Below are 25,322 nucleotides of genomic sequence, written 5' to 3'. Positions count from 1 at the left end.
GGGTATTGTCTCTGGTCGCCGTTAACCCGGCATTAAACCGGCACGGCGCCTTCGGGATGTGGCCAGCGCAAGGCGAAACGGGTGGTCATCGGCGCCTCGCCGCCGTCGCGCACCAGCTGCGCCCCCATCTCCTCGGCGATGCGCTCGACCAGGCGCAGGCCCAGCCCCAGCCCGGACGAGGCCTGGGCCGGCGGCGCCGACACGCCGCCGCGCTGGCCGTCGTCGCTGACCGCGATGCCGCAGCCCTGGCTGTCCTGCCAGACCCGCAGCTCGACCTGGGTGCCCGCGGGCGTGTGGCGCAGCGCGTTCTCGACCAGGTTGCGCACCGCCAGCTCCAGCAGCATCGGGTTCACGCGCACGCGCACCTCGCCGCCGTCCTCGACCAGGGACATCTCGTGCTGGCTCTCATGGGCCAGCTGGGCGTGCGCCGAGATCAGGCGCACCGCCACCTCGCCGAGCAGCGCATCCTGCGCCGGCTCGCCGGCCGGCGCATCGGCCGGGCCGGCGGCGCGCTGCGCCCGCGCCAGGTCCAGCAACTGGGTCAGGATGCGGCCGGCGCGCAGCGCCTCCTGCTCCAGCCGCTCCAGCCGCTCGGGCGTGGCCTCGACCTGCGCGGCCCGCGCCTGCAGCGTGATGACCGCCAGCGGCGTGCGCAGCTCGTGCGCCACGTCGGAGGCGAACTGCCGCTCGCGCTGGGCCTGTGCCTGCAGCGTGTCGACCATGGTGTTGATCGCGGTCACCGTGCTGGCGAATTCGCGGAAGCGGTGCTGCGACTCCAGCCGCTGGCCCGCGAAGGCGTCCAATGCCGCCACCTCGTCCGAGAGCTGCTCCAGCGGCCTCAGCCCGCGCCGCAGCGTCCACCACATCACCAGCGACAGCAACGGCAGCAGCAGGATCGCCGGCTGCGCCAGGTGTTTGGCGATGTCTTCGGCCAGCACAAAGCGTTTCTTCAGGTCCAGCAGCGCCATCACGCGGCGCTCCTGCCCCTCTACCCGTGCAGTCTCGACGTAGGCGCGCCAGTCGTGCGGCTCACCCTTCGTGTCGCGGTAGACCAGGGTGACCAGCCCCTTGTCCGGCAGGCGCGAGAGGTCCAGGCCATCGGCGAGGTGGTCGCTGTCGTTCACCAGCCGCCGGTTTTCCCAGACCAGGATGGCCACGTCCTGCGCGTATTCGTGCGTCTCGCTGCTGGGCACCGGCAAGGGCCAGGGCGACTCGCCCTCGTGGTGCCACGACGCCGCGCCCATCCAGAGCTGCGCCACCGCGACCAGATGGCCGTCGGTGAACTTGCGGGTCTCGCGCATGCTGGCGTTCCAGCCGACCGCGACCACCACCACCCAGACCACCAGCTGGGCGCCCAGCACCCACAGCAGCAGGTGCCGCCGCAGCGAGCGCCGGGTCGCGGTGGCCGGCAGGTTCACGGCCGTTGCGCCGGACCGGGCGCCGCGGTGGGCACCGACTCCTGCGGGATGAAATAGCCGACGCCACGCACGGTCTTGATCAGCGACTCGCCCAGCTTGCGGCGCAGGTGGTGCACATGGACCTCGATCGCATTGCTCTCCAGCGCTTCGCCGAAGCCGTACAGCGCCGACTCCAGCCGGGCCTTGGACAGCACCTGCGGTCGGGCCTGCAGCAGGGTCAGCAGCAGCGCGAACTCCTTGCCCCCCAGCGACACCGGCAGGCCGGCGCGCTCGACCGAGTGCGCGGCCGGGTCGACCACCAGATCACCGTGTTCGATCACCGGCTTGCTGCGGCCACTGGCGCGGCGCAGCATGGCGCGCAGCCGGGCCAGCAGTTCGTTCGGGTCAAAGGGTTTGACGATGTAGTCGTCGGCGCCGCCGTCCAGACCGGTGATGCGGTCGCTGATGCCGTCGCGTGCGGTCATGATCAGCACCGGCATGTCGTTCTGCGGCAGACTGGGCTGGCCGGCCCGGCGCGCGGCCGAGCGGCGCACCCGCGTCAGCAGGTCCAGGCCATCGCCGTCGGGCAGTCCCAGGTCCAGCAGCATCAGGTCGAAATGCTCGACGCAGAGCGCCGTCCAGGCCGAGTCCACGGTGCCGCAGACATCCACCGCATAACCGGCATGGCGCAGCGACAGGCTCAGGCCGCTGGCAATGCCGGGATCGTCTTCCACCACCAGTGCTCGCATGTGTGCATCGGCGCAGCGCGCCCCCGGTCAAGAAACCCCAAAGAAATTCCATTATCCGGAGCCCCCTTAAGGCCCTCTTAAACTCGCTCACCCAACATGCCCGCGCCATGAATACTTCCACCAGCCCCGCCCTCACGCCGTCTGCCCGCTGGTTGCTGGGGCTGTCCGTGGGCTTGCTGCTGCTCACCCTCGCGTGGGACGCGGCCGCGCTGGACCTGCCCACCATGCTGCACATCGGCACGCCCCGGGGCTTCGACCTGCGGCATCTTCCCCTGCTCGAAAACGTGCTGCACGACGGCGTGCGCAAGGTCTCCACGGTGCTGTTCATCGCGATGATCGTCTGGGCCGTGTGGCGCGACAGCGGCAGCCCCGGCGCGACGACGCGGCGCGAACGGCTGACGGTGCTGGCCCTGGTGACGCTGTCCCTGCTGGCGGTCAGCGTCACCAAGCAGTTCAGCCGCTCCAGCTGCCCCTGGGAATGGACCCAGTTCGGCGGACAGGCGGTCTACACCTCGCACTGGAACCTGCTGGCCAGCGACGGCGGCGGCGGCAGCTGCTTCCCGGGCGGCCACGCCTCGGGCTCGCTCGCCTTCCTCGCGCTGTGCCTGCCCTGGCTGTGGTCGCCGGTGGCCGGCCGCCAGGCGGCGATCGGCTGGCGCTGGTTCGCGCTGGTGGTGTTCGCGGGCCTGGTCTCGGGCGTCACGCAGACCCTGCGCGGCGCCCATCCGCCGAGCCACACGCTCTGGACCGGTGTGATCTGCGCGGCCGTGACGCTGACGGGATGGTGGCTCGCCCTGCCGAAGTTGCGCGCGGCCCAGGTCAGCGCGGAACCGGCTTTGCCGGGCCGCAGCTGACGCCCCCTCAGAGGGGTGACGCCGAAGACGGCGCGGGGGGAGGCGCCCCGTAGTACGACCGGAACCAGTCGACAAAGCGCTGCGCGCCCACCCGCAGGTCGGTGTCGGCACGCACGCCGAAGCCCTGCTCCAGCCGCGTCGTGTCGGCCCAGGTGTCGGGCACGTCGCCCGCCTGCATCGGCAGGAAATGCTTGATCGCCTCGCGGCCGCAGGCCTGCTCCAGGCAACCGATGAAGTCCATCAGCGGCACCGGGCCGTTGTGGCCCACGTTGAGCACGCGGTGCGGCGCCCGGCCGTCTTCGCGCTGGGGCGGTTGCGCCGCCACCGCCACCACCGCATCGACCACGTCGTCGACATAGGTGAAGTCGCGGCGCAGGTGGCCGTGGTTGTAGACGTCGATCGGCTTGCCTTCGAAGATCGCGCGCACGAACTTGAAGATCGCCATGTCGGGCCGGCCCCAGGGGCCGTAGACGGTGAAGAAGCGCAGCGCCGAGGCGGGGATGCCGTAGAGGTGGCTGTAGCTGTGCGCCATCAGCTCGTTGGCCTTCTTGCTGGCCGCATACAGCGAGATCGGCGAGTCGGTCACCATGTCTTCGCGCAGCGGCATCTCGCGCGCCGCGCCGTAGATCGAACTCGACGAGGCGTAGACCAGGTGCTTCACGCCGCCGTGCCGGCAGCCTTCGAGCACCGTCAGCATGCCCGCGAGGTTGCTGTCGAGGTAGGCCATCGGGTGATCGACCGAGTAGCGCACCCCCGCCTGCGCGGCCAGGTGGATCACGATGTCGTAGCGACCCTGCGCAAACAGCGCGGCCACGCCTTCGCGGTCGGCCAGGTCCAGCCGGTGAAACACAAAGCCCGGGCGCGCCAGCAGGCGGTCCAGCCGCGCCTGCTTGAGACTGGGTTCGTAATACAGCGTCATGCTGTCCACGCCGTCGACCACGCAGCCGCGGTCGAGCAGCCGGTTGACCAGGTGGAAGCCGATGAAGCCGGCGGCGCCGGTCACCAGCACACGGGGGGCAGCGAGGGTCTCGAACAGGCTCACGGCAGCACCCCACGCACGTCCGGGCGATAGACATAACGCCGCGCCTTCCCGGGCGGCTCGCAGCCGGCGCGCATCGAATCGGCGCCGAACAGCACCCATTCGCGGCGGTGCGCCTCACCCAGCGACACCGTCTTGCTCACGTCGAAGCAGCTCAGCTCGGCGTCGGTCGGCACCAGCAGGAAGCGGTTGGGCGCCTCGTGCATCCAGACCCAGGCGTTGCGCTCCTGCTCTTCCAGCGGCGCAAGGTAGCTGAAGTGGGTCAGGGGCCGGTGGCTGAACAGCAGGAACTGCTCCTTGAAGTACAGCAGCGCCAGCTCCGACTGTGGCGGCAGCTTCTGCTCGACCTGCTCCATCATCTCCTGCGGCGTGCGGTGCGGGTCGACGCGCGGCCAGACCATCAGCGCCACGAACACCCAGACCGTCAGCGTGGCCGCCGCGAGCCGCTCCAGCAGGTCGCGGCGGCGCACCAGCACCAGCACCACCAGCAGGGTCAGGCCCATGGCGATCAGCGGCACCGGCAGCGTGCCGATCAGCTCGGCGTAGTCGGGCGCCTTGCGCAGCAGCTTCTCGGGCGAGGCCTGCAGCACCGCGCCCAGACCGGTGATCGCCAGCGCCAGCAACACCAGAAAACCCTGGAAGAAGAGACCCGTGCGGGCCGCCGCGACGCTCCCGCGCACCCGCGTCCACAGCACCCCGACCACCAGCGCCAGCATCGGCAGCGCCGGCAGCATGTAGACCTCGCGCTTGCCCGAACTCAGCGAGAAGAACAGCAGCACCAGCCCGACCCAGGCCAGCAACACGCGCGCGCGCCGGTCCTCGCGCAGCAGCGCGACCAGCGGCTTGAAAAACACCAGCAACAGCACCACCAGCGGGAACCAGACGGTCGGGATCGCCTGCGTGAAGAAGTAGTGCCAGGGCTTGACGTGGTGCCAGGCGTTGACGAAGCGCTCGCCGGTCTGGCGGAACAGCAGGTCGTTGCGGTAGGCGACCATGGTGTCGGAGCCGATGCTGTGCACCTGCCAGAGCATCGGGCCGAGCCAGAGCAGGGCGATGAACCCCATCACCAGCCCCCCCGCCAGCAGGCGCCAGCGCCACACCGGCGTCCCCGCCGCGCCCGGGCCCCGCACCCACAGCGCCAGCGGCAGCAGCATCAGCAGCGGCAGGAACCCCACCCCCTTGGTGATGATGCCCATCCCCATCCCGGCGCAGGCGATGAAATACCAGCGCCACTGCGGGCCGAGGAAAAAGTGCCTGAGCAGGCCGTAGCAGCCCAGCGTGATCCAGAAACACACCAGCGCGTCGATCTGTCCGGTCTTGCCCTGCAGCAGGAACTGCGGCGTGAGCACCAGCACCAGCGCCGCCGCCAGCGCGACCTCGCGGTTCCACAGCCGCCGGCCGATGTCGTGCACCAGCAGCAAGGTGCCGAACGCGGCCAGCGCGCTGGGCAGCAGGAAGGCGATCTTGAGCTGGCCGGTCAGCGCAAAGGCCAGCGCGGTCAGCCACATGAACACCGGCGGCTTGTCCGGATACGGTTCGCCGCCGCGCGTGGGGAACAGCCACTGGCCACTCTCGACCATCTCGCGCGCCACCTGCGCAAAGCGCGGCTCGTCGGCCGGCCAGGGGTAGCGCAGCCCGATCCCCAGCAGCAGCACGATGGCCGTGGCGGCCAGCCAGAACAGGGTCCGGCGGCGGGTCTGGTCGTCAGTGGGCAGGGACATGGGAATGCTCTTGGCGGTAACGCTGCAGGCGCTGCTTGAAACCGTGGTGGTAGAGGTACAGGCCAAGGCCCGTGGACAGGACCAGCATCACGATGCTGACCCAGATCTGCGAGCTGTCGTGCAGCGCGATGCCCGAGCCGGCGTAGCTGAACAGCAGCATCTGCGGCAGGTAGCCCAGCAGGCTGCCGAAAAACACCGCCGGCAGCCGCAGGTCGGACAGCGCCGCGGCGATGTTGGTCACCAGGTTGCTGCCGACCGGGATCAGGCGGATCACGCAGATCCAGATCCAGGTGTCTTCGGCCAGCACGGCCTTGATCAGTTCGATCTTCTGCGCGTACTTCTGGCGCACCCAGTCCATGCCCAGGCGCTGCACCGCGAACATGGTCAGCATCGCGCCAGCGCCCGTCAGCAGCGTACCGATGAGCCCGCCCTGCCAGCCGCCGAACAGGAAACCGCAGGAAAACGCCAGCACCTGGCGCGGGCCGCCCAGCGCGGTGTAGAGCACCGAACCGGCGATGAACACCGGCCAGGCGATCGCCCGGTTCTGCTTGAACAGCTCCTGCAGCAGCACCTCCTCGGTCACCGGCCCCCACCAGCCCAGGTGCAGGGACAGAAAGGCCAGCGTCAGGACCGCCGTCAGCAGCAGCGGCTTAACGAGACTCTTCATGCGCAGCGAGCGTGCGGACCTGGGCGATCACCGGGCGCTTGCCGCGCCGGGTCAGCCACATCACGCCCGCCATGTCGACCAGACCGACCCACAGCCGGTTCCAGGCGTTGTACTTGGACACACCGGCCTGGCGCGCGCGGTGGTTCACTGGCACCACGCGGATCGCGCCACCCAGGCGCAGCACCAGCGCCGGCAGGTAGCGGTGCATGTGGTCGAAGTAGGGCAGCTGCAGCCAGGTCGCGCGCGGAATCAGCTTGAGGCCGCAGCCGGTGTCGGGCACCTGGTCGCTCAGCAGCTTCTGGCGCACCGCGTTGGCGATGCGCGACTGGAACTTCTTCCACTCGGTGTCCTGCCGGTTCTTGCGGTAGCCGGCGATGCAGAAGTGTTCGCCCTGCGCCTCGGTCTCGCGCGCCACCTTCAGCAGCGCCGGCATGTCGGCCGGATCGTTCTGGCCGTCGCCGTCGATGGTGATCAGGTAGCGCCCGCGCGCCTGGCGTGCCGCGCTCATCAGCGCCGTGCTCTGGCCGACGCTCTTCTCGTGGCGGATCAGCCGGGCCGCCGAGCCCAGCGCGCTGCAGCGCTGCAGGAACTCGTCGCCGGTGCCATCGTCGCTGCCGTCGTCGACCAGCACGATCTCGAACGCGCAAACCGGCCGCAAGGCGGTCACCACCTCGTCCACCAGCACACCGATGTTGCCGGTTTCGTTCTTGGCGGGAATCAGCACCGAAACGAGCGGCTCGGCAGCAGCGGCAGAGGCCGCAGGGAAATCAGTCATGTCAGGAAACCTGTGGAGGTGCGGCCTGGAAGCCGCCGATCGTCGCGCGCCGTCATTAACCGCGACTTAAGGTCCGCCGCGCGGCACAACGCGGGATTTTCCCACGTCGGCGCTCACCAGCCCAGACCGATGTGCAGCGGCAGGTAGACCAGCATGCCGGTCACGATGGTGCCCAGCACACCCTTGCGCCAGAAGAAATACGCCGCCCCCACCGCCGCCGCGAACAGGCGGGCATCGCGCCAGGTCGGCACCAGGTGCCCGTGGCTCATCACGATCTCGGGCAGCACCACCGCCGCCAGCGCCGCGATCGGCGCGTACTGCAGGCCACGCTGCGCCCAGTGCGGCAGGGTCCAGGGCTTGTCGGAGATGAAGAAGAAACCGCGCGTGACCACCGTGATCGCGCCCAGCGCGAGGATGGTCAGCAGCGTGTGCAGGTCCAGCTCAAGCATGGCCCGGCTCCGTGCCCCGCAGGTGCTCGACCAGCAGGCAGATCGCGACCGCACTGGTGATCGCGACCAGGATGTTCAGCCGCAGCGGCAGCGCCCAGGCGGCCACCGCCGCCGCGCCCGCCACCCCCGCCGACAGCACGCGCAGCCGCGAGCTGGCCAGCGAACACAGCACACCCAGCAGCGCCAGGATGCCCGCGAAACCCAGCCCCCAGGACAGCGGCACCGCGTTCGCGAGAAACACGCCGGCCACGCTGGCGACCATCCAGGCCAGGTAGTTCACTGCGCAATTGCCCATCAGATAGGCCTGCTGCTGCGCCAGCTCCTCGGCGTTCGTGCCCGGGTGCGGATAACGGCGCGCAAAAAACACGTAGCTCAGGTCGCCGGTGACATAGCCGCTGACCATGCGCTGCCAGCGCGGCAGATGCATCAGGTAGGGCCGCAGATGGGCCGAGAACACGACAAAACGCAGGTTCACACAGAAGGCCGCCGCCAGGATCACCCACATCGGCGCTCCCGCCGTGATCATCGGCACCGCCGCCAGCTGAGCGCTGCCGGCGTAGACGATCAGGGTCATCAGCAGCGCCTCCAGCGCCGACATGCCCGACTGCACCATGGCCACGCCGGTCATCAGGCCCCAGGCGGCGATGCCCATGGCGACCGAACCCTGGTCGGTGATGCCTTCGCGAAACTGCGGCCGGCGCCAGTGCTCTGGGAGAAAGAACATCAGTCCGCCAACGCGCCAAACACCTGGCCGGGCGCGACCGCAAAGCCCTGCAGGAATTCGCGCGCCGGCAGGCGCTTGCCGCCCGCGCGCTGCAGCTCCTGCAGGTTCAGCACGCCCTCGCCGGTGGCCACGCGGATGCCCTCGGCGCCGGCCGACAGCACCTGGCCCGCAGCGGCATGCACGGCAGCCGGTTCAGCGCCGACCCGCCAGACCTTCACCGCCTCGCCCGCCAGCGTGGTGGCCAGCCCGGGAGCCGGTGAAAACGCCCGCGCACGGCGCTCGATCACGGCCGCCGGCTGGTGCCAGTCGATCGTGGCCTCGGCCTTGTCGATCTTGGCGGCATAGGTCACGCCGTCGGCCGGCTGCGCCACGGGCCGCAGGCCACCGCAGGCCGCCAGCTCCAGCGCTTCGACAACCATCCGCCCGCCCAGCGCGGCCAGCCGGTCGTGCAAGGCGCCGGTGGTGTCGGCGCCGGTGATCGGCAAGGCCTCGGTGAGCAGCATGTCGCCCGTGTCCAGCCCAGCGTCCATCTGCATGATGGTCACGCCGGTCTGAGCATCACCGGCCTCGATCGCGCGATGGATCGGCGCCGCACCGCGCCAGCGCGGCAGCAGCGAGGCGTGGATGTTCAGGCAGCCCAGGCGCGGCAGATCAAGCACCCACTGCGGCAGGATCAGGCCATAGGCCGCCACGACCATGACATCGGCTTTCGCCGCCAGCAAGGCCTCGCGCGCCGCCGCCGCCTCGTCGGGATACTTGCCGTCCAGGCGCAGGCTGCGCGGCTGCGCCACCGCGATGCCGTGGTCCAGCGCGAACTGCTTGACCGGCGACGCCTGCAGCTTCATGCCCCGGCCAGCGGGCCGGTCGGGCTGGGTCAGCACCAGCGGGATCTCGAAACCCGCCGCGTGCAGGCGCTCCATCGCCACACGCGCAAATTCCGGCGTACCGGCGAACACCACGCGCATCGTCAGTCCCTTGCGTCGCGCTCAGCCTTGAGCAGCTTGGTCTTGATGCGGTTGCGCTTGAGCGGCGACAGGTATTCGACGAACACCTTGCCCATCAGGTGGTCCATCTCGTGCTGGATGCAGACCGCCAGCATGTCTTCGGCCTCAATGGTCCGCGACTGCCCCTGCTCGTCCAGCGCCGTGATCTTGACCGCGAGCGAACGCTCCACGCCGTCGTAAATGCCAGGCACCGACAGGCAGCCCTCTTCGCCCTTGCGGGTTTCCGGGCTGGCCCAGTCGATCACCGGGTTGATCAGCACCAGCGGCTGGTCGCGCGTTTCGCTCACGTCGATCACGATCAGGCGCTGGTGCACATCGACCTGCGTGGCCGCCAGGCCAATGCCATGGGCGTCGTACATGGTCGCGAACATGCGGTCGACCAGTTCGCGCAGGCGGTCATCGAAAGCCACGACCGGCTGGGCCACGGTGTTCAGCCGCGGGTCGGGATAACGCAGGATGGGCAGCAATTCAGGAGTGCTCATGTCGGAAAGCGGCGGTCCATTCGGACCTGGAAAAAGGCAAAGGCCCGCCAGACGCGGCAAGAGCCGCATGCAACGGGCACGGGAGGTTTGTCGCTATTTTCGCCACTTTTGCATTCCCGGGGGGAGGCGAAAGCCCATTAATATTGCCTAATCAAGGGCTTGGGCGCAAAATCAAATGCGAATTGTCAAGACTTGATGCGCCGTTGGCCCGATGGACGGGCGGCGGTGACCGGCCAGTTTGCGCCAGCCCCAGGGGCCCACACATGCGATTGAACACCCTCCCGACCGCCATCCGTCCCAGCCGCGCTGTCGTCGGCGCCTGCGCCCTGATGCTGGCATCCCTCGCTGGCACCGCCCAGGCCCAGAACTACCCCGTCAGCAGTGGCCAGCGCGCCACCGCCAACCAGGTGGCACAAACCGGCGTGGCGCTGTCCGAACTGGCCCCCAATGCGCCCGACAGCCACACCGTCAAACGCGGCGACACGCTCTGGGCCATTTCGAAGATCTTCCTCAAGAGTCCGTGGCGCTGGCCCGAGCTCTGGGGCATGAACCTCGAAGAAATCAAGAACCCGCACCGCATCTACCCCGGCCAGGTGCTGTACCTCGACAAGAGCGGCGGCCGTGCCCGCCTGAGCACCCGCAAGCCCGGCGACGGCGACACCCCGACCGTGCGCATTTCGCCGCGCGTGCGCACCGACAGCCTCTCCGAGTCGGCCATTCCGCCGGTCAACATGCAGGCGATCGAGGCCTTCCTGGCCGAACCGCTGATCGTGGACGACGCAACCTTCGCCAAGGCGGCGCGCATCGTGGCCACCCCGGAAAACCGCGTGCTGCTGAGCCTGGGTGACCGCGCCTATGCGCGCGGCCAATACGGCGACGTCGGCGACCTGAAGGAAGAGGCGCTGACCCTGGGCGCGGGCAAACCGCTGGTCTACCGCGTGTTCCGCAATGCCACGCCCCTGAAAGACCCGGCGACCGGCGAAGTGCTGGCCTATGAGGCCCAGTACGTCGGCAAGGTGGAGCTGGTGCGCCCCGAAAGCCGCCGCGAGATCGAGGTGGCGCCGGCCGAGGCCGCCAAGAAGCCCGAGGGCAAGGACATCTACAAGCCGCAATACGAGAACACCGCGCACAACATTGCGCGCGTGCCGATCGAAGAGAAGGCGCCTGTCAAACCGGTGGCCACGGGGGAAATCATCCCCGCCACCATCGACATCGTCAAAGCCAAGGAAGAAATGCGCGTGGGCGACCGGCTCCTGCCCGACCCACCGCGCGAATTCCCCAATTACATTCCGCGGGCCCCGGGCAAGCCGTTCAACGGCCAGATCGTGTCGGTCTACGGCAGTGCCGTGCGTTACGCCGCCCAGAACCAGGTGGTCTCGATCAACCGCGGCAAGCTGCAAGGGGTTGAGCCCGGTCACGTGCTGGCCCTGGTGCGCGACTCCAGCACCCAGATCGACAAGACCGACGACAGCCGTCCGCAAATCCGCCTGCCCGGTGAGCCCAACGGCCTGATGATGGTGTTCAAGGTCTTCGACAAGGTCTCTTACGCCCTGGTGCTGGACATCGTCGACGGCGTGAAGATCGGCGACCGATTCACCAATCCCTGACCGGCCCCATGGACCGGGACGCTTGCGCCGCCTGGCTCAGGCTGGTGCTCACGCCGGGCGTGGGCAACGACACCGCGCGGCGGCTGCTGGCCGCCTTTGGTCTGCCGTCGGCCATCTGGTCCCAGAGCCCCAGCGCCTGGGCCACGGTCACCAATGCCAAGATCGCCCGGGCCATGCAGAGCGTGCCACCATCGCTCGACACCGCCGTGGACCGTCTCATGGCATGGCTGTCGCACGATGGCCACCACCTCGTCACACTGGCCGACAGCCACTACCCGGCGTCCTTGTTGCAGACCGCTGACCCGCCGCCGATGCTGTATGTGAAGGGCCGGCTTGAGACGCTGGCCCACCCCCGGCAACTGGCCATCGTCGGCAGCCGCAACCCCACGCCGCAGGGCGAAAGCAATGCCCTCCAGTTCGCGCGCTGCCTGGCCGAAGCCGATGTCTGCGTGGTCTCCGGCCTGGCGCTCGGCATCGATGGCGCTGCCCACACGGGCGCCCTGGACGGCGGCGGCACCACCATCGCCGTGGTCGGCACCGGGCTGGACACGGTCTATCCGAAGCGGCACGAAGGCCTGGCCCGCCGCATCGCCGAACACGGCGCCATCGTCAGCGAATATCCGCTGGGCACGCCACCGCTGGCGGCCCATTTTCCGCAGCGCAACCGGATCATTGCGGGACTGAGCCAGGGCACCCTGGTGGTCGAGGCCGCCGTGCGTTCGGGGTCCCTGATCACCGCCCGCTTGGCGGCCGAGCAGGGGCGCGAGGTGTTTGCCATTCCCGGATCCATCCACGCACCCCAGGCGCGCGGTTGCCACGCCCTGATCCGCCAGGGCGCCAAGCTGGTCGAGTCGGCACAGGACATCCTGGAAGACCTGCGACTGGCCGAACCGGCCAGTGCCACACACCCTGTTCCGGACAGCGGCGAAGACAGCCTGCTCGACGCCATGGGCTTCGACCCTGTCGGCCTCGATGCCCTGCAGGCGCGCACCGGGATCGACACCCCGACGCTGCAGGCGCGGTTGCTGGAACTGGAACTGGAAGGTCGGATCGACCGGCTGCCCGGTGGCCTGCTGCAACGCAGCGGCCAGGCCTGAATCAGTCGAGCAGGCGTTCGGGGTTGGCGTCGAGCTTGGCCAGCGCGTCGCGCGTGGCACGCACGGTCAGCGCCTCGTCTTCGCTCGGCACCAGCAGGCCCGCCTGCAGGTAGGCCGCCACGCGCGTGGCCTGGATCAGGAAGCAGCGGCCCACGTTGGTCACGAACAGGTACAGCTGACCCCGGTCGCTGCGCCAGGCGAATTGCACGCTGTTGAGCTTGCCGTTGTGGTCCAGCCCGAACCACGAGCCGATCTGCAGTTCCTGGGCCCAGGAACGCATGGCTTCGTTGGGCTGGCTGCCGCCCTGCTTGATCACCTCGATGTTGCTGGCGTCCACGCCCGTGATCATCTCGATGCTTTCGTTGTCGAGATCCAGATCGCCGACACCACTCTCGGGCAGGTAGTCTTCCAGGTGCGCCAGGCGCTCCGACATCTGGTCCAGGCGTTCCTGCGAAATGGTTTCGGTGCGCGACATGAAGGCGTCCGCCAGCGTGTCGCTCACGGACTTGATGTGCACGTCCTGGATCGTGGCCGAATACCCCAGCAGGCTCATGCCCTGACGCAGCCGTTGCAGCAGACCCGGCAATTGCTGGATCACACGCGCACGGTCATTGCGGCTGGGCTTGGCGCTCGCCGCCCACAACAGCTCCGACGCCACCCGCTTGAGCGAGCCGGTTTCTTCGTGCTTGATGCCGTACTTGACACTGGCCACCGCCAGCACCTCGACCCAGACCTTGAACAGGAACTCCCGCACCTCGTCGCGCACCACGATGTCGTCGAGCAGCTTGCGCAACTCGATGGTGTACTGGACCGACAGGGTTTCCTTCTGCTCGACCTGCTGGGCGACGCTGACAAAGCGGCTGGCGCTGCCCTGCTCGCTCAGGTAGGACTCGAGGAACTTCTGGAACTCGTCGAGCACCAGCTGGAACACACGGCGACCGGTTTCAGGATACTGCTCGATGACCTGCACCACGCGCTTGATCTCGGCCTCCAGCGCGGCCGAACTGACATTCGACTCGAAGCCCATCACGCAGGAGCCCATGCGGTCGATCAGACGGCGCGCCGGGTGCTGCAAAGCGCTGAAGAACTCGGGCTCGGCCAGCGCCACGCGCAGGACCGGAATCTGCAGCCGCGCGAACCAGACGCGCACGCTGGGCGGGATGCGTTCCTCGGCCAGGATGCTCTGGAACATCAGGGCCACCACCTCGATGGTGGCTTTTTCGGACGGCGTGCTGGCGGCCTGCTTGAGCTCGGCGGCACGCTGACGCAGCACGGTCGCCGCACGCGCCACATGGGTGCCGTCCATGGCCGGGACACCCAGGCGCGACGAACCACCGGATCCGGTCGAATGACCGACCTCGGGGAGTGGCACCGGCAACACCTGGCTCATCGCCTGCTGCAACTTCGGCGAAGTCGGCAGGAGCTGGGTGGCCTCGAAATCCCCGCCGATCTTGTCGGCCAGCAAGCGCCGCAGACGGCCGACCACCCCCTGCGCCCGCATGCGGGCTCGGGCCAGCGGCGTCGAATGGGTCATCAGACGGGTTTCGTCATGCACCCCCATCACCGTCGAGGCCTGCCCGGTCTGGCTGGGACCGAAGCCGCCACGTGCACCCGGTGCGCCCGGCGAGGTTGCAGTGCCAGCCCCGGCGCCGGTGGAAGCACCGCCGGCATAGCCGCTGCCATAGCCCGTTCCTCCGGCGTAGGACGATCCGCCGAAGCCATCCCCACCTGCGGCGCCCTGCTGGCCAGCGTCGGCAGCCGCCTGGGCCGCCTCCTTGCCGGCGCCCGGACCACCCGCGGAACGGCTGCCCGGCGTGCGCCGGACCAGGGCCTGCAGATCGATTTCCTTGAGCACTCCGCTGGAGACCAGGAACTCGTTGGCCGCCTTGTACGCCGCATGCATGGTCTTGGCCAGCACCGGGGACAGCGCGTCCTGCACCAGCGCCCAACCTTCGCGGGTCATCTGCACGTCCAGCCACTGGTCGACCAGGATGCGCGCGACCACGTCGGGCAGCAGCACGTCGCCGCGCGGCAACTCCTGGCGCTTTTCCAGGTGCTGGATGCGCAATCTCAGTTCATTGAGGTCGGTCGAGACCAGTTCCAGCACGCGCATCGCGAGCCGCGACGCGAGGATCTGGTCGTCGATGGCACCTTCGGCCAGCAACTCCAGCCGGCCCGGCATGGTCATCGCATTGCTGCTGGCGGGACGGGGAAGCAAGGTGCGCTGCAGGGCCTTCTTGCTCTGGTTCAGCCAGGCGCCCTGGCTCTTGCTGAACGCGGTCCAGGCATCGCGCCGCTCCTGCATCTCACGGGCGGGACCGGCCTGGTCCATGATGGCCATCAGCCGGTTTTCGCAGGCCTTGACCAAGTCGGGCAGAGCCCGCCCCACGTGAACCACGAAGAGTTCACGCGCCTGTTTGGCCAGAGACGAAACGTGCTGATCAGAGGTTGCCACAGTGGCTCAGTATGACACGAAAGATTGCATATCCAGGACCACCCCGACGTCGGCCCGCTCACATTTCGGGAGCGTCAGCTTCGACCGGTTCAGACCATCGCACCGCTGTTTGGGTCATCGGGATCGCCGCCCGCCGTCTTGACCGGCGTCTTGATCAGGTCTTCGCGCTTGATGCCCAGCCACATCGCGATGGCCGCAGCCACGAACACCGAGGAATAGATGCCGAACAGGATGCCGATGGTCAGTGCCATGGCGAAGTAGTGCAGCGTGGGCCCCCCGAACAGCAGCATCGACAGCACCATGATCTGGGTCGAGCCGTGCGTGATGATGGTACGGCTGATGGTGGAGGTGATGGCGTGGTCGATGATCTGCACCGTGGTTTTCTTGCGCTGGCGGCGGAAAGTCTCACGGATCCGATCAAAAATCACCACAGATTCGTTGACCGAATAGCCCAGCACCGCCAGCACGGCCGCCAGCACCGCCAGCGAGAACTCCCACTGGAAGAAGGCGAAGAAGCCCAGGATGATCACCACGTCGTGCAGGTTGGCGATGATGGCCGAGACGGCGTATTTCCATTCGAAACGGATCGCCAGGTAGATCACGATGCCCGCGATCACCAGGCCCAGCGCCATCAGGCCGTGCTGGACCAGTTCCTGGCCCACCTGCGGGCCGACGAACTCGGTGCGCTTGAGCGTCACGGCCGGGTTCTGCGCCTTCAGCGCCGACAGCACGGTCTCGCTCTGCTGGCCCGAGGTCTGGCCGGCCTTGGCCGGCAGGCGCAGCAGCACGTCCTTGGCGGTGCCGAAGTTCTGCACCGGCACCTCGGCATAGCCCAGCCCCTCGACCACCTTGCGCACGGCCTCCAGGTCGGCCGGCTGCTCGTAGGCCACTTCCATCACCGTGCCGCCGGTGAATTCGACCGACAGGTTCAGGCCACGCGTGACCAGGAAGAACACCGCCAGCACGAAGGTGATGGCCGACACCGCGTTCAGCACGATGGCGTGCCGCATGAACGGGATGTCTTTGCGGATGCGGAAAAGTTCCATGTTCGTGCTCCGGATCAGTCGGCCTTGGCCACGTCGCTGCCGCCCTCGGGGCGCCACACCGTGCCGATGGACACGCTCTTGAGTTTCTTCTGGCGGCCATACCAGAGGTTGACCAGGGCGCGCGAGAACACGACCGAGGAGAACATGCTGGTCAGGATGCCGATACAGTGCACCACGGCAAAACCGCGCACCGGGCCGGAGCCGAAGATCAGCAGCGCCACACCGGCGATCAACGAGGTGATGTTGGAGTCGAGGATGGTGCCCCAGGCGTGGTCGTAGCCGACGTTGATCGCGGTCTGCGGCGCCGAGCCGTTGCGCAGTTCTTCGCGCACGCGTTCGTTGATCAGCACGTTGGCGTCGATGGCCATGCCCAGCGCCAGCGCCATGGCCGCCATGCCGGGCAGCGTCAACGTCGCCTGCAGCATCGACAGGATCGCGACCAGCAGCACCAGGTTGAAGCCCAGCGCCAGGCTGGAGAACACGCCGAACAGCATGTAGTAGATGCACATGAAGGCGGCCACCACCAGGAAGCCGATCGTCACGCTGTTGAAGCCGCGCTCGATGTTTTCCTTGCCCAGGCTCGGGCCGATGGTGCGTTCTTCGATGATTTCCATCGGTGCGGCCAGCGAGCCGGCGCGCAGCAGCAGCGCGGTGTCGTTGGCTTCCGTGGTGTTCATGCTGCCGGAAATCTGCACCCGGCCGCCACCGATCTCGGAGCGGATCACCGGCGCCGTCACGACCTCGCCCTTGCCCTTTTCGAACAGGATGATGGCCATGCGCTTGCCGATGTTCTCGCGCGTCACGTCGCGGAACACGCGCGAGCCCTTGCTGTCCAGGGTCAGGTGCACGGCCGGCTGCTGCTGGTCGTCGAACCCGGCCTGGGCGTCGGTCAGGTTTTCACCGGTCAGCAGTACCTCGCGCTTGACGATGACGGGGCGGCCGTTGCGCTCCAGGTACTTCTCCGCGCCAAACGGCACCGCACCGGCGCCGCTCTCGGCGGCCTGACCTTCGGTGCTCTCGTCCACCAGGCGCACCTCCAGCGTGGCGGTGCGGCCCAGGATGTCCTTGGCCTTGGCCGTGTCCTGCACGCCCGGCAGCTGGACCACGATGCGGTCGGCACCCTGCTGCTGGATCACCGGCTCGGACACCGCCAGCTCGTTGATCCGGTTGTGCAGCGTCGTGATGTTCTGCTTGAGCGCGGCCGACTGCACGGTCGTGGCCGCCTGCGGCTTGAGCGTGGCCGAAAGGCGGAACTCGGCGCCATCGGGCGCGCGCACCACCTGCAGGTCGGCGAACTGGTCGGTGATCAGGTTTTCGATCGCCTGGGCCGTGGCTTCGTCGCGCGCGCGCACATCGATCGTGTTGCCGTTGCGCTGGATGCCGCCGTGGCGCACGTTCTTTTCGCGCAGGGCGGTGCGCAGGTCGGCCGCCATCACCTCGACCTTGCGCTGCAGCGCCGCGGCCATGTCGACCTGCAGCATGAAGTGCACACCACCGCGCAGGTCCAGGCCCAGGTACATCGGCGCAGCACCGATCTTCGAGAGCCAGGCCGGCGTGCGCGGCACCAGGTTCAGCGCCACCACGAAGCCGGGGTTGGTCGCGTCGGGGTTGAGCGTGCGCTCGATCGCGTCGCGCGCCTTGATCTGGTCGTCCGTGGTTTCGAAGCGCGCCTTGACCGAGCTGCCTTCCTGCTGCACCTGCGAGGCCTTCACGCCTTCGCGTTCCAGTGTCTGTTCCACGCGGGTGACGGTCGTCCCGTCGACCTTGACCGACGAACGTGCGGCCGAAACCTGCACCGCTGGCGATTCACCGAACAGGTTGGGCAGCGAAAACAGCACGCCGACCACCAGCGCGACCGCGATGATCAGGTACTTCCAGAGCGGGTAACGGTTCATAACAGCAGGCCCCAAGGGCAGAGGTGACTTCTATCCAGAATGCGGCGAAACCGGCTCTGCCGGGCCGCTCGCATTGCCCCCTTGAGGGGGGAACGGGCCCGAAAGGGCCCGTGCGGGGGTGATTACTTGATGCTTCCCTTGGGCAGCACCTGCACCACGGCCGAGCGCTGCATCTGCACTTCCACGCCGCTGGCCAGTTCCACACCAATATAGGCTTCGCCGATCTTGGACACCTTGCCCAGGAAACCACCGGCGGTCACGATCTCGTCGCCCTTGGCGAGTGCTTCGACCATGGCCTTGTGCTCTTTCTGCTTCTTCATCTGCGGGCGGATCATGACGAAGTACAGCACCACGAACATCAGCACCAGCGGCAGCATGCTGATCAGGGTGCCCTGGGTGTCGCCGGCACCGGCTGCGGTCTGGGCAAAGGCAGAGGAAATGAACACTGAATTCTCCGAAAACGACTGGGTCAGGTGGATTGCATGACAGTCTTCCCGTCCAAGCAAGCTTGGCCGGGGCAACGCCAGGCAAGCCGGACATTGTATTCGGCGCCCCCCACAAGAACACCCTGTGCTGACATTGACAATGCGTCAGGCTGTGCCTGCCACCGCCGGCGGTCCACCGGCCGGTCCCGCCCGGCCAGCACCACCCCGAGATGCTGCAGCCAGTCTTCCGAGGGCACGCTCGGCACCCAGCGGCCGGCCCCCACGAAAAAGGCCGCTGCGGCGACGGCGGCCGGAAGCACACGCCGCAGCGTCGCCGGGGGATGGCGGGTCTTCAGGGCCGACAGCCCCACACCGGCGACAAGCGCGCCCAGCAGCACGCCCGCCACCGCTTCGGACACCGGGTGCGCATGCAGGGCCACCCGGGAGACGGCCACGGCAAGCCCCAGACCCAGGCCACCCAGCCCTCCGAGCCAGCGGCCCCACCGGGAATGCCCCGCCAGGGCGGCCACCGCCACCGGCCAGAACGCGGTCGCCAGGGTCGCATGGCCACTGAAACAGGTCAGGTCCCAGGCCCGGATGCCGGTGCCCCAGCCATAGAACAGGACCTTGGTGCCGGCCACCAGCCCACTGGCCACCGCCAGCGCCAGCCACCAGCGCACCACCCGCGCCCATCCGACCTGCTCACCCCACAGCACCAGCCCCAGGGCGATGGCCAGCGGCCACACCAGTGCGGCGCTGCCCAGCGAGGTCAGAAACAGCCAGTCCATGCCACGAGGGTATCAGCCCCTCCCGGCCAGCGACCGGCTCCGCCGACCTCAGGCGGCGCGGGCCGCGCCTCCGGCGGGCTGCCGCCACTGTTGCATCAGCCCGTCCCAGCGCTGGCGGGCGGCCGCCAGATGCCGCACCTTCACGTGCCCGTAACCCCGGATCTGCTCCGGAATCCGCGCGAGGTCCAGCGCCAGCGCGTGGTTGCCGGCATTCAGGCCCTGGAGCAGCTCCTCGACGCAGGCGCGGTACTCGGCGATCAGGGCGCGTTCGGTGCGGCGCTCTTCGGTGCGACCGAACACATCCAGCGCCGTGCCGCGCAGGCCCTTGAACTTCGCCAGCCACCGGAAGCCGGTGAACATCAGCGGGCCGTACTTCTGCTTGACCAGTTCGCCCTTGGCGTTGGTCTTGGCGAACAGCGGCGGCGCCAGGTGCACGTGCAGCTTGAAGTCGCCCTCGAACTGCGCGGCCAGCTTGGCGTGGAAAGCCGGGTCGCTGTGCAGGCGGGCGACTTCGTACTCGTCCTTGTAGGCCATGAGCTTGAACAGGTAGCGCGCCACGGCCTCGGTCAGCGCGGTCTTGCCCAGCTTCGCCTCGGCGTCCTGCACGCGGCGCACGAACACCTCGTACTCACCCGCGTAGGCCGCGTTCTGGTAGGCGGTCAGGAACTCGACCCGGCGCGCGACCAGGCTGTCCACCGTCTCGCGCTTGTGGAAGCGGATCACGTTTTCGCCCACCGGATTGAGCAGGACGGCCATGGCCCTGGGGTCGTGCGCGGCGCGGCGGCCCCACTCGAACGCCAGCTTGTTCTTCTCGACCTGCACCGCGTTGAGCTCGATGGCGCGCGTCAGCGCCGTCAGGCCCAGCGGCACCCAGCCGCGCTGCCAGGCGTAGCCCAGCATCATCGGGTTGGTGTAGATCGAGTCGCCCATCAGCTTCGTCGCCGCGGTCTCGGCGTCGAACACGCCGACCGCGTCGGTGCCAATGGCGCCCACCAGCGCGTCCACGCAGGCCTGCGCCGGGTTCTGCCATTCCGGGTTCTTGACGAACGCGGCCGTCGGCGTGGCGCTGGAGTTGAGCGCCACGTGGCTGCGGCCGGCGCGCAGGCGCAGCCAGCTCTCCTTGTTGGCCGCCACGATGGGGTCGCAACCGATGATCAGGTCGGCCGACGCCGCCGACACCCGCGTGGTGCGGATCACGTCCTGGTGCGCGCCGATCAGCACGTGGCTCCAGGTCGCGCCGCCCTTCTGCGCCAGGCCGGCCGCGTCCTGCGTGACGATGCCCTTGCCCTCGATGTGGGCGGCCATGCCCAGCAGCTGGCCGATGGTGATGACGCCGGTGCCACCGACGCCCGCGACCACGATGCCCCAGGCCGCGTCCTTCAAGACCGGCTGTGACGGCTCCGGCAGCGCGCCACCGGTCCACTCCGCCTTGGCGCCCGACTTGTCCTTCTTGCGCAGCTGGCCACCGTCGACGGTGACGAAGCTGGGGCAGAAGCCCTTGACGCAGGAGAAGTCCTTGTTGCAGGTGCTCTGGTTGATGGCGCGCTTGCGGCCGAACTCGGTCTCCAGCGGCTCGACCGACAGGCAGTTGCTCTGCACGCCGCAGTCGCCGCAGCCTTCGCAGACCGCTTCGTTGATGACCACGCGCTCGGTCGGCTCGACCATCGTGCCGCGCTTGCGGCGGCGGCGCTTTTCGGTGGCGCAGGTCTGGTCGTAGATGATGACCGTGGTGCCCTTGATCTCGCGGAACTCGCGCTGCACCGCGTCCAGCGTGTCGCGGTGCTGGATCGCGATGCCGCCCGGCAGCCCGCTCACGCTGGCGTACTTCTCCGGCTCGTCGGTGACGATGGTGATCTTCACCGCGCCCTCGGCGCGCATGCTCTGCGCGATCTGCACGACCGAGTGACCCTCGGGCCGCTCGCCGACCTGCTGGCCGCCGGTCATGGCGACCGCGTCGTTGTAGAGGATCTTGTAGGTGATGTTCACGCCGGCGGCGATGCTCTGGCGCACCGCCAGCAGGCCGCTGTGGAAATAGGTGCCGTCGCCCAGGTTGGCGAACATGTGCTGGTCGTGGCTGAACGGCTGCTGGCCGACCCAGGGCACGCCCTCGCCACCCATCTGGGTGAAGCCGGTCGTCGAGCGGTCCATCCAGATGCTCATGAAGTGGCAGCCGATGCCGGCCATGGCTCGCGAGCCCTCGGGCACCTTGGTGGACGTGTTGTGCGGGCAGCCCGAGCAGAACCAGGGCTGGCGCTCGGCGCCTTCGACGCCCTTGGTCAGCAGCGTCTGCATCGACTGCTCCTGCGCCGTCAGGATGGCCAGCTGCGCGTCGATGCGCGCCTGCACGTCCTCGGGCAGGCCGAGCTTGCGCAGGCGCCGGGCCACGGCGCGGGCGATGATGGCCGGCGACAGGTCGGCGTTGGCGCGCAGCAGGGTGTTGGCGCTCGGGTTCGGGCGCGACCACTCGCCGCCGCTGAAATCCCCTTCGCCTTCGTCGAACTTGCCCAGCACGTTGGGCCGCACGTCGGCGCGCCAGTTGTAGAGCTCTTCCTTGAGCTGGTATTCGATGACCTGGCGCTTCTCTTCGACCACCAGGATCTCGCGCAGGCCGGTGGCGAATTCGCGCGTGGTCTGCGCCTCCAGCGGCCACACCACGTTGACCTTGTGCAGGCGCAGGCCGATGCGGCGGCAGGTCTCGTCGTCCAGGCCCAGGTCGAGCAGCGCCTGGCGGGTGTCGTTGAAGGCCTTGCCGCTGGCGATGATGCCGAAGCGGTCGTTCGGCCCGGCGACCACGTTGTGGTTGAGCTTGTTGGCGCGGATGTAGGCCAGGGCCGCGTACCACTTGTAGTCGAACAGGCGCGCCTCCTGGTCCAGCGCGTGGTCGGGCCAGCGGATGTGCAGACCGCCGGGCGGCATGTCGAACTCGGGGACCACGATCTGCACCCGCTCGGGGTCGATCATGGCCGTGGCGCTGGACTCGACGATTTCCTGGATCGTCTTCATGCCGGCCCAGACGCCGGAAAAGCGGCTCATGGCGAAGGCGTGCAGGCCCAGGTCCAGGATGTCCTGCACCGTGGACGGGAAGAACACCGGCAGGCCGCAGGCCTTGAAGATGTGGTCGCTCTGGTGTGCGGCGGTGGAGCTCTTGGCCACATGGTCGTCGCCGGCCACCGCGATCACGCCGCCCCAGGGCGTGGTGCCGGCCATGTTGGCGTGCTTGAAGACGTCGGAGCAGCGGTCCACGCCCGGGCCCTTGCCGTACCAGATGCCGAACACGCCGTCGAACTTGTTGCTGCCGGGCGGCGCAAAACCCAGCTGCTGGGTGCCCCAGAGCGCGGTCGCCGCCAGCTCTTCGTTGACCCCGGGCTGGAACACGATGTTCTGCTGCTTGAGGAAGGGCGCGGCCTTCTGCAGCGCCTGGTCATAGCCGCCCAGCGGCGAGCCGCGGTAACCGCTGATGAAGCCCGCCGTGTTCTTGCCGACCAGGGCGTCGCGCTGTCGCTGCAGCATGGGCAGCTTGACCAGCGCCTGCACGCCGCTCATGAAGGCGCGGCCATGGTCCAGGGAGTACTTGTCGTCGAGGGTGACGGTGTCGAGCGCCTTGCGGATGTGCTCGGGCAGTGGTGCGTTCATCTTGTTGTCTCCTGCTGTGGGTGGGGAAGCACCTTGTGGGCGCTTTTCTCCTGGAATCCGGCCAGATCAGCTGGTGCCAGTATGTCGATCAGTGTATGGCCCGGTCGCCGACAGGTGTTTGCTTTTCATGCCCGAAATCCGCACACTTGGGAAAGATTCTTTCTGCAAGACCCCATCCATGGAAACACTCGACAAGTTCGACCTCGCCATCCTGAACGAGCTGCAAAACGACGGCCGGCTGACCAACGCCGAGCTGGCCAACCGGGTGGGCCTGTCGGCGGCGCCGTGCTGGCGCCGGGTGCGGGCGCTGGAAGAGGCCGGCTTCATCACCGGCTACCGGGCCGAACTCAACCGCGAGAAGATCGGCCTGGGCGTCTTGGCCTTCGTGCGGCTGGACGCCGAACGCAACAGTGGCGACGTGACGCGCCAGCTCGAAGCCACGATCCAGAAGATCCCCGAAATCGTCAGCTGCCACTACATCAGCGGCTCGGGCACCTTCGAGCTGCAGGTGGTCTGCCCCGACCTGGGCGAGTTCAGCCGTTTCGCCCGCGAGGTGCTGATCAACCTGCCGAACGTGAAAGACCTGCATACCTCGTTTTCGCTCGGCGAGGTCAAGTCGGCCGGGGCGCTGCCGCTGGGGCACCTGACGCGCCGCTGAGCCGCATCTGTTACAGATCTGGGAGCGCCGAGGCGCACGGACCGATTGCAAACCGATCGGTTACAAGGTGTAATACCCGGGATTACCCTGAAAGTTCTGGTGGTCTCCATTTATGGTGTGCAAAGCACCTCTTTTGGGCACCTTCGGCCTACTCAGGCCGTCACAGACATTGAAACGTTTGGTCCGATCCTTGCTGGGTGCGACACGCCCCCACTCTCGGCCAACCCCTCCCGACAACCCCGTTCATGACCGCTGCCCAAGCCCACACATCGCCCAGCGCGATTCCGGCGCCCGCCACCGATGCCAGCCGGGACACCGTGGTCCCGCTGTACAACGAACAGGATCTGGCACGCGCCCTGGCGCCCTGGGCCGATCTGGCGCAGCGGCAACACTGGGTCAAGGCCCGTCTGGTGCTGTGTGACCTGGCCGTGCTGGCCTGCTGCTTCGTGCTCGGCCGCCTGCCCCTGATGCTGCGCGGCGACCAGGGCACCCTCCAGGCCATCAACCTCTGGTGGGTCAACAGCGGCGAACTGCGCCTGACCCTGTTTGCGGCGGTCGCGGTGGCGATGGTCGGCTGGATGTGGGCCGTGCAGGGCCACTACACCGCCAGCCGCCGCAAGCCCTGGTGGGACGAAGCGCGCGAAATGGTCAAGGTCATCATGGTCGCGGCTCTGGCCGACGCCATGATCATGTTTCTGGCGAAGTGGCCGCTGTCCCGCCTCTGGACCGGCTTCACCTGGACGCTGATCCTGGTGCTGCTCCCGCTGGCGCGCCTGGCCCTGCGCAGCTCGCTGCTGCGCGCCGGCATGCTGACCCAGCCCTATGTGCTGCTGGGCCAGCCGGACGATGTCGAAAAAGCCGCCGCCGCCCTGGCCAGCGAGCCGCTGCTGGGTTACCGGCCGGTGGCCGTGGTGACGCCAAACGCCGGCGAACGCGTCGTGAAGCTGGGAGCGGACGTGCTGATCGTCCCCACGGCGCTGACCCCGGCCGTGCGCGAGTTCCTGGCACGCCCGGGTGGCTACCAGATCGTGGGCGTGCTGGGCCTGCACGACAACGAGTGGCTGCGCGAGCTCGCGCAGGAGCTGATGCTCACCCGCGACGACCTGGTGATGGTGCCGGCGCTGGACGGCCTGCCGATCCACGGCATGGAGGTCTCCCACTTCTTCAGCCACGAAGTGCTGATGCTGCGCGCCCGCAACAACCTCAACCGCCGCGGCCCGCAGATCCTCAAGCGGGCGATGGACATCGTGGGTGCCTCGCTGGCGCTGCTGCTGCTGTCCCCGCTGTTTGCCTGGGTCGCCTGGCGCATCAAGCGCGAAGACGCGGGCCCGGCCTTCTTCGTGCAGCCCCGCGTCGGCCTGGACGGCCAGCTATTCCCCTTCATCAAGTTCCGCAGCATGGTGATGGACGCCGACGCGGCGCTCGACCGCTGGAAGACCGAGAACGAGAAGCTGTACGTGCAGTACCTGGCCAGCAACTTCAAGCTCGCCAACGACCCGCGCATCACCCGGATCGGCGCCTTCATCCGCCGCACCAGCATCGACGAGCTGCCCCAGCTGATCAACGTGCTGCGCGGCGACATGAGCCTGGTCGGCCCGCGCCCGCTGCTGGCCCGCGAACTGCCCGACTACGGCAAGAGCATCGCGGCCTTCGGCAAGGCCCGCCCGGGAATCACAGGCCTCTGGCAGATCAGCGGCCGCAGCGCCAGCACCTTCCAGCACCGCATCAACATGGACCTCTGGTACACCCGCAACTGGTCCCTCTGGTACGACCTGGTCATCCTGTTGCGCACCGTGCGGGTCGTCGTCAAGCAGGAAGGCGCCTGCTGAGGCGGCGAGACCTGCGGGACCGATCCCC

Annotated in this window: 21 protein-coding genes; 5 read left to right on the top strand and 16 right to left on the bottom strand. The window is 68.3% G+C overall.

Features of this window, described 5'->3' with window-relative positions:
- Positions 1-32 precede the first annotated feature (32 nt).
- Both ACS5NL_RS01665 and ACS5NL_RS01660 read right to left on the bottom strand, forming a co-directional pair.
- Positions 33-1,418 (bottom strand): sensor histidine kinase, encoded by a 1,386-nt coding sequence (locus ACS5NL_RS01665; RefSeq protein ID WP_439351828.1) that lies wholly within the window; start codon positions 1,416-1,418, stop codon positions 33-35.
- Positions 1,415-2,146, bottom strand: a complete 732-nt coding sequence (locus ACS5NL_RS01660; RefSeq protein WP_439351827.1) for a response regulator — start codon at positions 2,144-2,146, stop codon at positions 1,415-1,417. Before ACS5NL_RS01660 ends, ACS5NL_RS01665 begins: the two co-directional genes overlap by 4 nt.
- 107 nt (positions 2,147-2,253) lie before the next feature.
- Between ACS5NL_RS01660 and ACS5NL_RS01655 the strand changes: the two genes are divergently transcribed.
- On the top strand, positions 2,254-3,000 hold the full coding sequence (locus ACS5NL_RS01655) for a phosphatase PAP2 family protein (protein ID WP_439351826.1): 747 nt from the start codon (positions 2,254-2,256) through the stop codon (positions 2,998-3,000).
- 7 nt (positions 3,001-3,007) lie between these two features.
- Here ACS5NL_RS01655 and ACS5NL_RS01650 read toward each other — a convergent pair whose 3' ends face one another.
- The 8 genes from ACS5NL_RS01650 to def form a co-directional block, all read right to left on the bottom strand.
- Positions 3,008-4,042 (bottom strand): NAD-dependent epimerase/dehydratase family protein, encoded by a 1,035-nt coding sequence (locus ACS5NL_RS01650; protein ID WP_439351825.1) that lies wholly within the window; start codon positions 4,040-4,042, stop codon positions 3,008-3,010.
- On the bottom strand, positions 4,039-5,760 hold the full coding sequence (locus tag ACS5NL_RS01645; protein WP_439351824.1) for an ArnT family glycosyltransferase: 1,722 nt from the start codon (positions 5,758-5,760) through the stop codon (positions 4,039-4,041). Before ACS5NL_RS01645 ends, ACS5NL_RS01650 begins: the two co-directional genes overlap by 4 nt.
- The gene (locus tag ACS5NL_RS01640; RefSeq protein WP_439351823.1) at positions 5,744-6,427 is read right to left on the bottom strand and encodes a TVP38/TMEM64 family protein; all 684 of its coding nucleotides are present in this window, start codon (positions 6,425-6,427) and stop codon (positions 5,744-5,746) included. Before ACS5NL_RS01640 ends, ACS5NL_RS01645 begins: the two co-directional genes overlap by 17 nt.
- Positions 6,411-7,202 (bottom strand): glycosyltransferase family 2 protein, encoded by a 792-nt coding sequence (locus ACS5NL_RS01635; RefSeq protein WP_439351822.1) that lies wholly within the window; start codon positions 7,200-7,202, stop codon positions 6,411-6,413. Before ACS5NL_RS01635 ends, ACS5NL_RS01640 begins: the two co-directional genes overlap by 17 nt.
- A gap of 113 nt (positions 7,203-7,315) precedes the next feature.
- Positions 7,316-7,651, bottom strand: coding sequence for an AzlD domain-containing protein (locus ACS5NL_RS01630; RefSeq protein WP_439351821.1), 336 nt, complete (start codon positions 7,649-7,651; stop codon positions 7,316-7,318).
- Positions 7,644-8,375 (bottom strand): AzlC family ABC transporter permease, encoded by a 732-nt coding sequence (locus ACS5NL_RS01625; RefSeq protein WP_439351820.1) that lies wholly within the window; start codon positions 8,373-8,375, stop codon positions 7,644-7,646. The genes ACS5NL_RS01630 and ACS5NL_RS01625 overlap by 8 nt, the downstream gene beginning before the upstream one ends.
- Positions 8,375-9,340 carry a methionyl-tRNA formyltransferase gene (gene fmt / locus ACS5NL_RS01620; RefSeq protein WP_439351819.1) on the bottom strand — a complete coding sequence of 322 codons (966 nt, stop codon included), beginning with the start codon at positions 9,338-9,340 and terminating at the stop codon, positions 8,375-8,377. Before fmt ends, ACS5NL_RS01625 begins: the two co-directional genes overlap by 1 nt.
- Positions 9,341-9,342: 2 nt before the next feature.
- A complete protein-coding gene (gene def / locus ACS5NL_RS01615) occupies positions 9,343-9,861 on the bottom strand; it encodes a peptide deformylase (RefSeq protein ID WP_439351818.1) in 519 nt (172 codons plus the stop codon).
- 263 nt (positions 9,862-10,124) lie between these two features.
- Between def and ACS5NL_RS01610 the strand changes: the two genes are divergently transcribed.
- Both ACS5NL_RS01610 and dprA read left to right on the top strand, forming a co-directional pair.
- A complete protein-coding gene (locus ACS5NL_RS01610) occupies positions 10,125-11,468 on the top strand; it encodes a LysM peptidoglycan-binding domain-containing protein (protein WP_439351817.1) in 1,344 nt (447 codons plus the stop codon).
- A gap of 8 nt (positions 11,469-11,476) precedes the next feature.
- On the top strand, positions 11,477-12,565 hold the full coding sequence (gene dprA / locus ACS5NL_RS01605; RefSeq protein WP_439351816.1) for a DNA-processing protein DprA: 1,089 nt from the start codon (positions 11,477-11,479) through the stop codon (positions 12,563-12,565).
- Position 12,566: 1 nt separating this feature from the next.
- On the opposite strand, the gene ACS5NL_RS01600 is transcribed toward dprA, so the two are convergent.
- From ACS5NL_RS01600 to ACS5NL_RS01575, 6 genes are all read right to left on the bottom strand, one after another.
- Positions 12,567-15,020, bottom strand: a complete 2,454-nt coding sequence (locus ACS5NL_RS01600; protein WP_439351815.1) for a DUF1631 family protein — start codon at positions 15,018-15,020, stop codon at positions 12,567-12,569.
- A gap of 89 nt (positions 15,021-15,109) precedes the next feature.
- A complete protein-coding gene (gene secF / locus ACS5NL_RS01595; RefSeq protein WP_439351814.1) occupies positions 15,110-16,066 on the bottom strand; it encodes a protein translocase subunit SecF in 957 nt (318 codons plus the stop codon).
- A 14-nt stretch (positions 16,067-16,080) separates the two neighbouring features.
- The gene (secD, locus tag ACS5NL_RS01590) at positions 16,081-17,961 is read right to left on the bottom strand and encodes a protein translocase subunit SecD (protein WP_439351813.1); all 1,881 of its coding nucleotides are present in this window, start codon (positions 17,959-17,961) and stop codon (positions 16,081-16,083) included.
- A 122-nt stretch (positions 17,962-18,083) separates the two neighbouring features.
- The gene (yajC, locus tag ACS5NL_RS01585) at positions 18,084-18,407 is read right to left on the bottom strand and encodes a preprotein translocase subunit YajC (RefSeq protein WP_439351812.1); all 324 of its coding nucleotides are present in this window, start codon (positions 18,405-18,407) and stop codon (positions 18,084-18,086) included.
- Between the two features lie 23 nt (positions 18,408-18,430).
- Positions 18,431-19,174: a phosphatase PAP2 family protein gene (locus ACS5NL_RS01580; protein ID WP_439351811.1), complete on the bottom strand. Its 744-nt coding sequence runs from the start codon at positions 19,172-19,174 to the stop codon at positions 18,431-18,433.
- Positions 19,175-19,222: 48 nt separating this feature from the next.
- A complete protein-coding gene (locus ACS5NL_RS01575; RefSeq protein WP_439351810.1) occupies positions 19,223-22,807 on the bottom strand; it encodes an indolepyruvate ferredoxin oxidoreductase family protein in 3,585 nt (1,194 codons plus the stop codon).
- Positions 22,808-22,985: 178 nt separating this feature from the next.
- Between ACS5NL_RS01575 and ACS5NL_RS01570 the strand changes: the two genes are divergently transcribed.
- Both ACS5NL_RS01570 and wbaP read left to right on the top strand, forming a co-directional pair.
- Entirely contained in the window at positions 22,986-23,465 is a 480-nt protein-coding gene (locus tag ACS5NL_RS01570; RefSeq protein ID WP_439351809.1) for an Lrp/AsnC family transcriptional regulator, read from the top strand.
- A 245-nt stretch (positions 23,466-23,710) separates the two neighbouring features.
- The gene (gene wbaP / locus ACS5NL_RS01565) at positions 23,711-25,294 is read left to right on the top strand and encodes an undecaprenyl-phosphate galactose phosphotransferase WbaP (protein ID WP_439351808.1); all 1,584 of its coding nucleotides are present in this window, start codon (positions 23,711-23,713) and stop codon (positions 25,292-25,294) included.
- Positions 25,295-25,322: the final 28 nt, after the last annotated feature.

Source organism: Hydrogenophaga sedimenti, from assembly GCF_051857515.1.
GTDB lineage: Bacteria > Pseudomonadota > Gammaproteobacteria > Burkholderiales > Burkholderiaceae_C > Hydrogenophaga.
The sequence above is the reverse complement of the archived record's forward strand: the minus strand, read 5'-3'. Positions and strand labels throughout refer to the sequence as shown.

What these genes read in the sequence shown, in the direction of transcription:
- ACS5NL_RS01655 (WP_439351826.1), top strand. Translation starts at nt 2,254, where the DNA reads ATGAATACTTCCACCAGCCCCGCCCTCACGCCGTCTGCCCGCTGGTTG.
- fmt (WP_439351819.1), bottom strand. Translation starts at nt 9,340, where the DNA reads ATGCGCGTGGTGTTCGCCGGTACGCCGGAATTTGCGCGTGTGGCGATG.
- secF (WP_439351814.1), bottom strand. Translation starts at nt 16,066, where the DNA reads ATGGAACTTTTCCGCATCCGCAAAGACATCCCGTTCATGCGGCACGCC.
- secD (WP_439351813.1), bottom strand. Translation starts at nt 17,961, where the DNA reads ATGAACCGTTACCCGCTCTGGAAGTACCTGATCATCGCGGTCGCGCTG.
- def (WP_439351818.1), bottom strand. Translation starts at nt 9,861, where the DNA reads ATGAGCACTCCTGAATTGCTGCCCATCCTGCGTTATCCCGACCCGCGG.
- ACS5NL_RS01660 (WP_439351827.1), bottom strand. Translation starts at nt 2,146, where the DNA reads ATGCGAGCACTGGTGGTGGAAGACGATCCCGGCATTGCCAGCGGCCTG.
- wbaP (WP_439351808.1), top strand. Translation starts at nt 23,711, where the DNA reads ATGACCGCTGCCCAAGCCCACACATCGCCCAGCGCGATTCCGGCGCCC.
- dprA (WP_439351816.1), top strand. Translation starts at nt 11,477, where the DNA reads ATGGACCGGGACGCTTGCGCCGCCTGGCTCAGGCTGGTGCTCACGCCG.
- ACS5NL_RS01645 (WP_439351824.1), bottom strand. Translation starts at nt 5,760, where the DNA reads ATGTCCCTGCCCACTGACGACCAGACCCGCCGCCGGACCCTGTTCTGG.
- ACS5NL_RS01630 (WP_439351821.1), bottom strand. Translation starts at nt 7,651, where the DNA reads ATGCTTGAGCTGGACCTGCACACGCTGCTGACCATCCTCGCGCTGGGC.
- ACS5NL_RS01635 (WP_439351822.1), bottom strand. Translation starts at nt 7,202, where the DNA reads ATGACTGATTTCCCTGCGGCCTCTGCCGCTGCTGCCGAGCCGCTCGTT.
- ACS5NL_RS01570 (WP_439351809.1), top strand. Translation starts at nt 22,986, where the DNA reads ATGGAAACACTCGACAAGTTCGACCTCGCCATCCTGAACGAGCTGCAA.
- ACS5NL_RS01575 (WP_439351810.1), bottom strand. Translation starts at nt 22,807, where the DNA reads ATGAACGCACCACTGCCCGAGCACATCCGCAAGGCGCTCGACACCGTC.
- ACS5NL_RS01580 (WP_439351811.1), bottom strand. Translation starts at nt 19,174, where the DNA reads ATGGACTGGCTGTTTCTGACCTCGCTGGGCAGCGCCGCACTGGTGTGG.
- ACS5NL_RS01610 (WP_439351817.1), top strand. Translation starts at nt 10,125, where the DNA reads ATGCGATTGAACACCCTCCCGACCGCCATCCGTCCCAGCCGCGCTGTC.
- ACS5NL_RS01625 (WP_439351820.1), bottom strand. Translation starts at nt 8,375, where the DNA reads ATGTTCTTTCTCCCAGAGCACTGGCGCCGGCCGCAGTTTCGCGAAGGC.
- ACS5NL_RS01640 (WP_439351823.1), bottom strand. Translation starts at nt 6,427, where the DNA reads ATGAAGAGTCTCGTTAAGCCGCTGCTGCTGACGGCGGTCCTGACGCTG.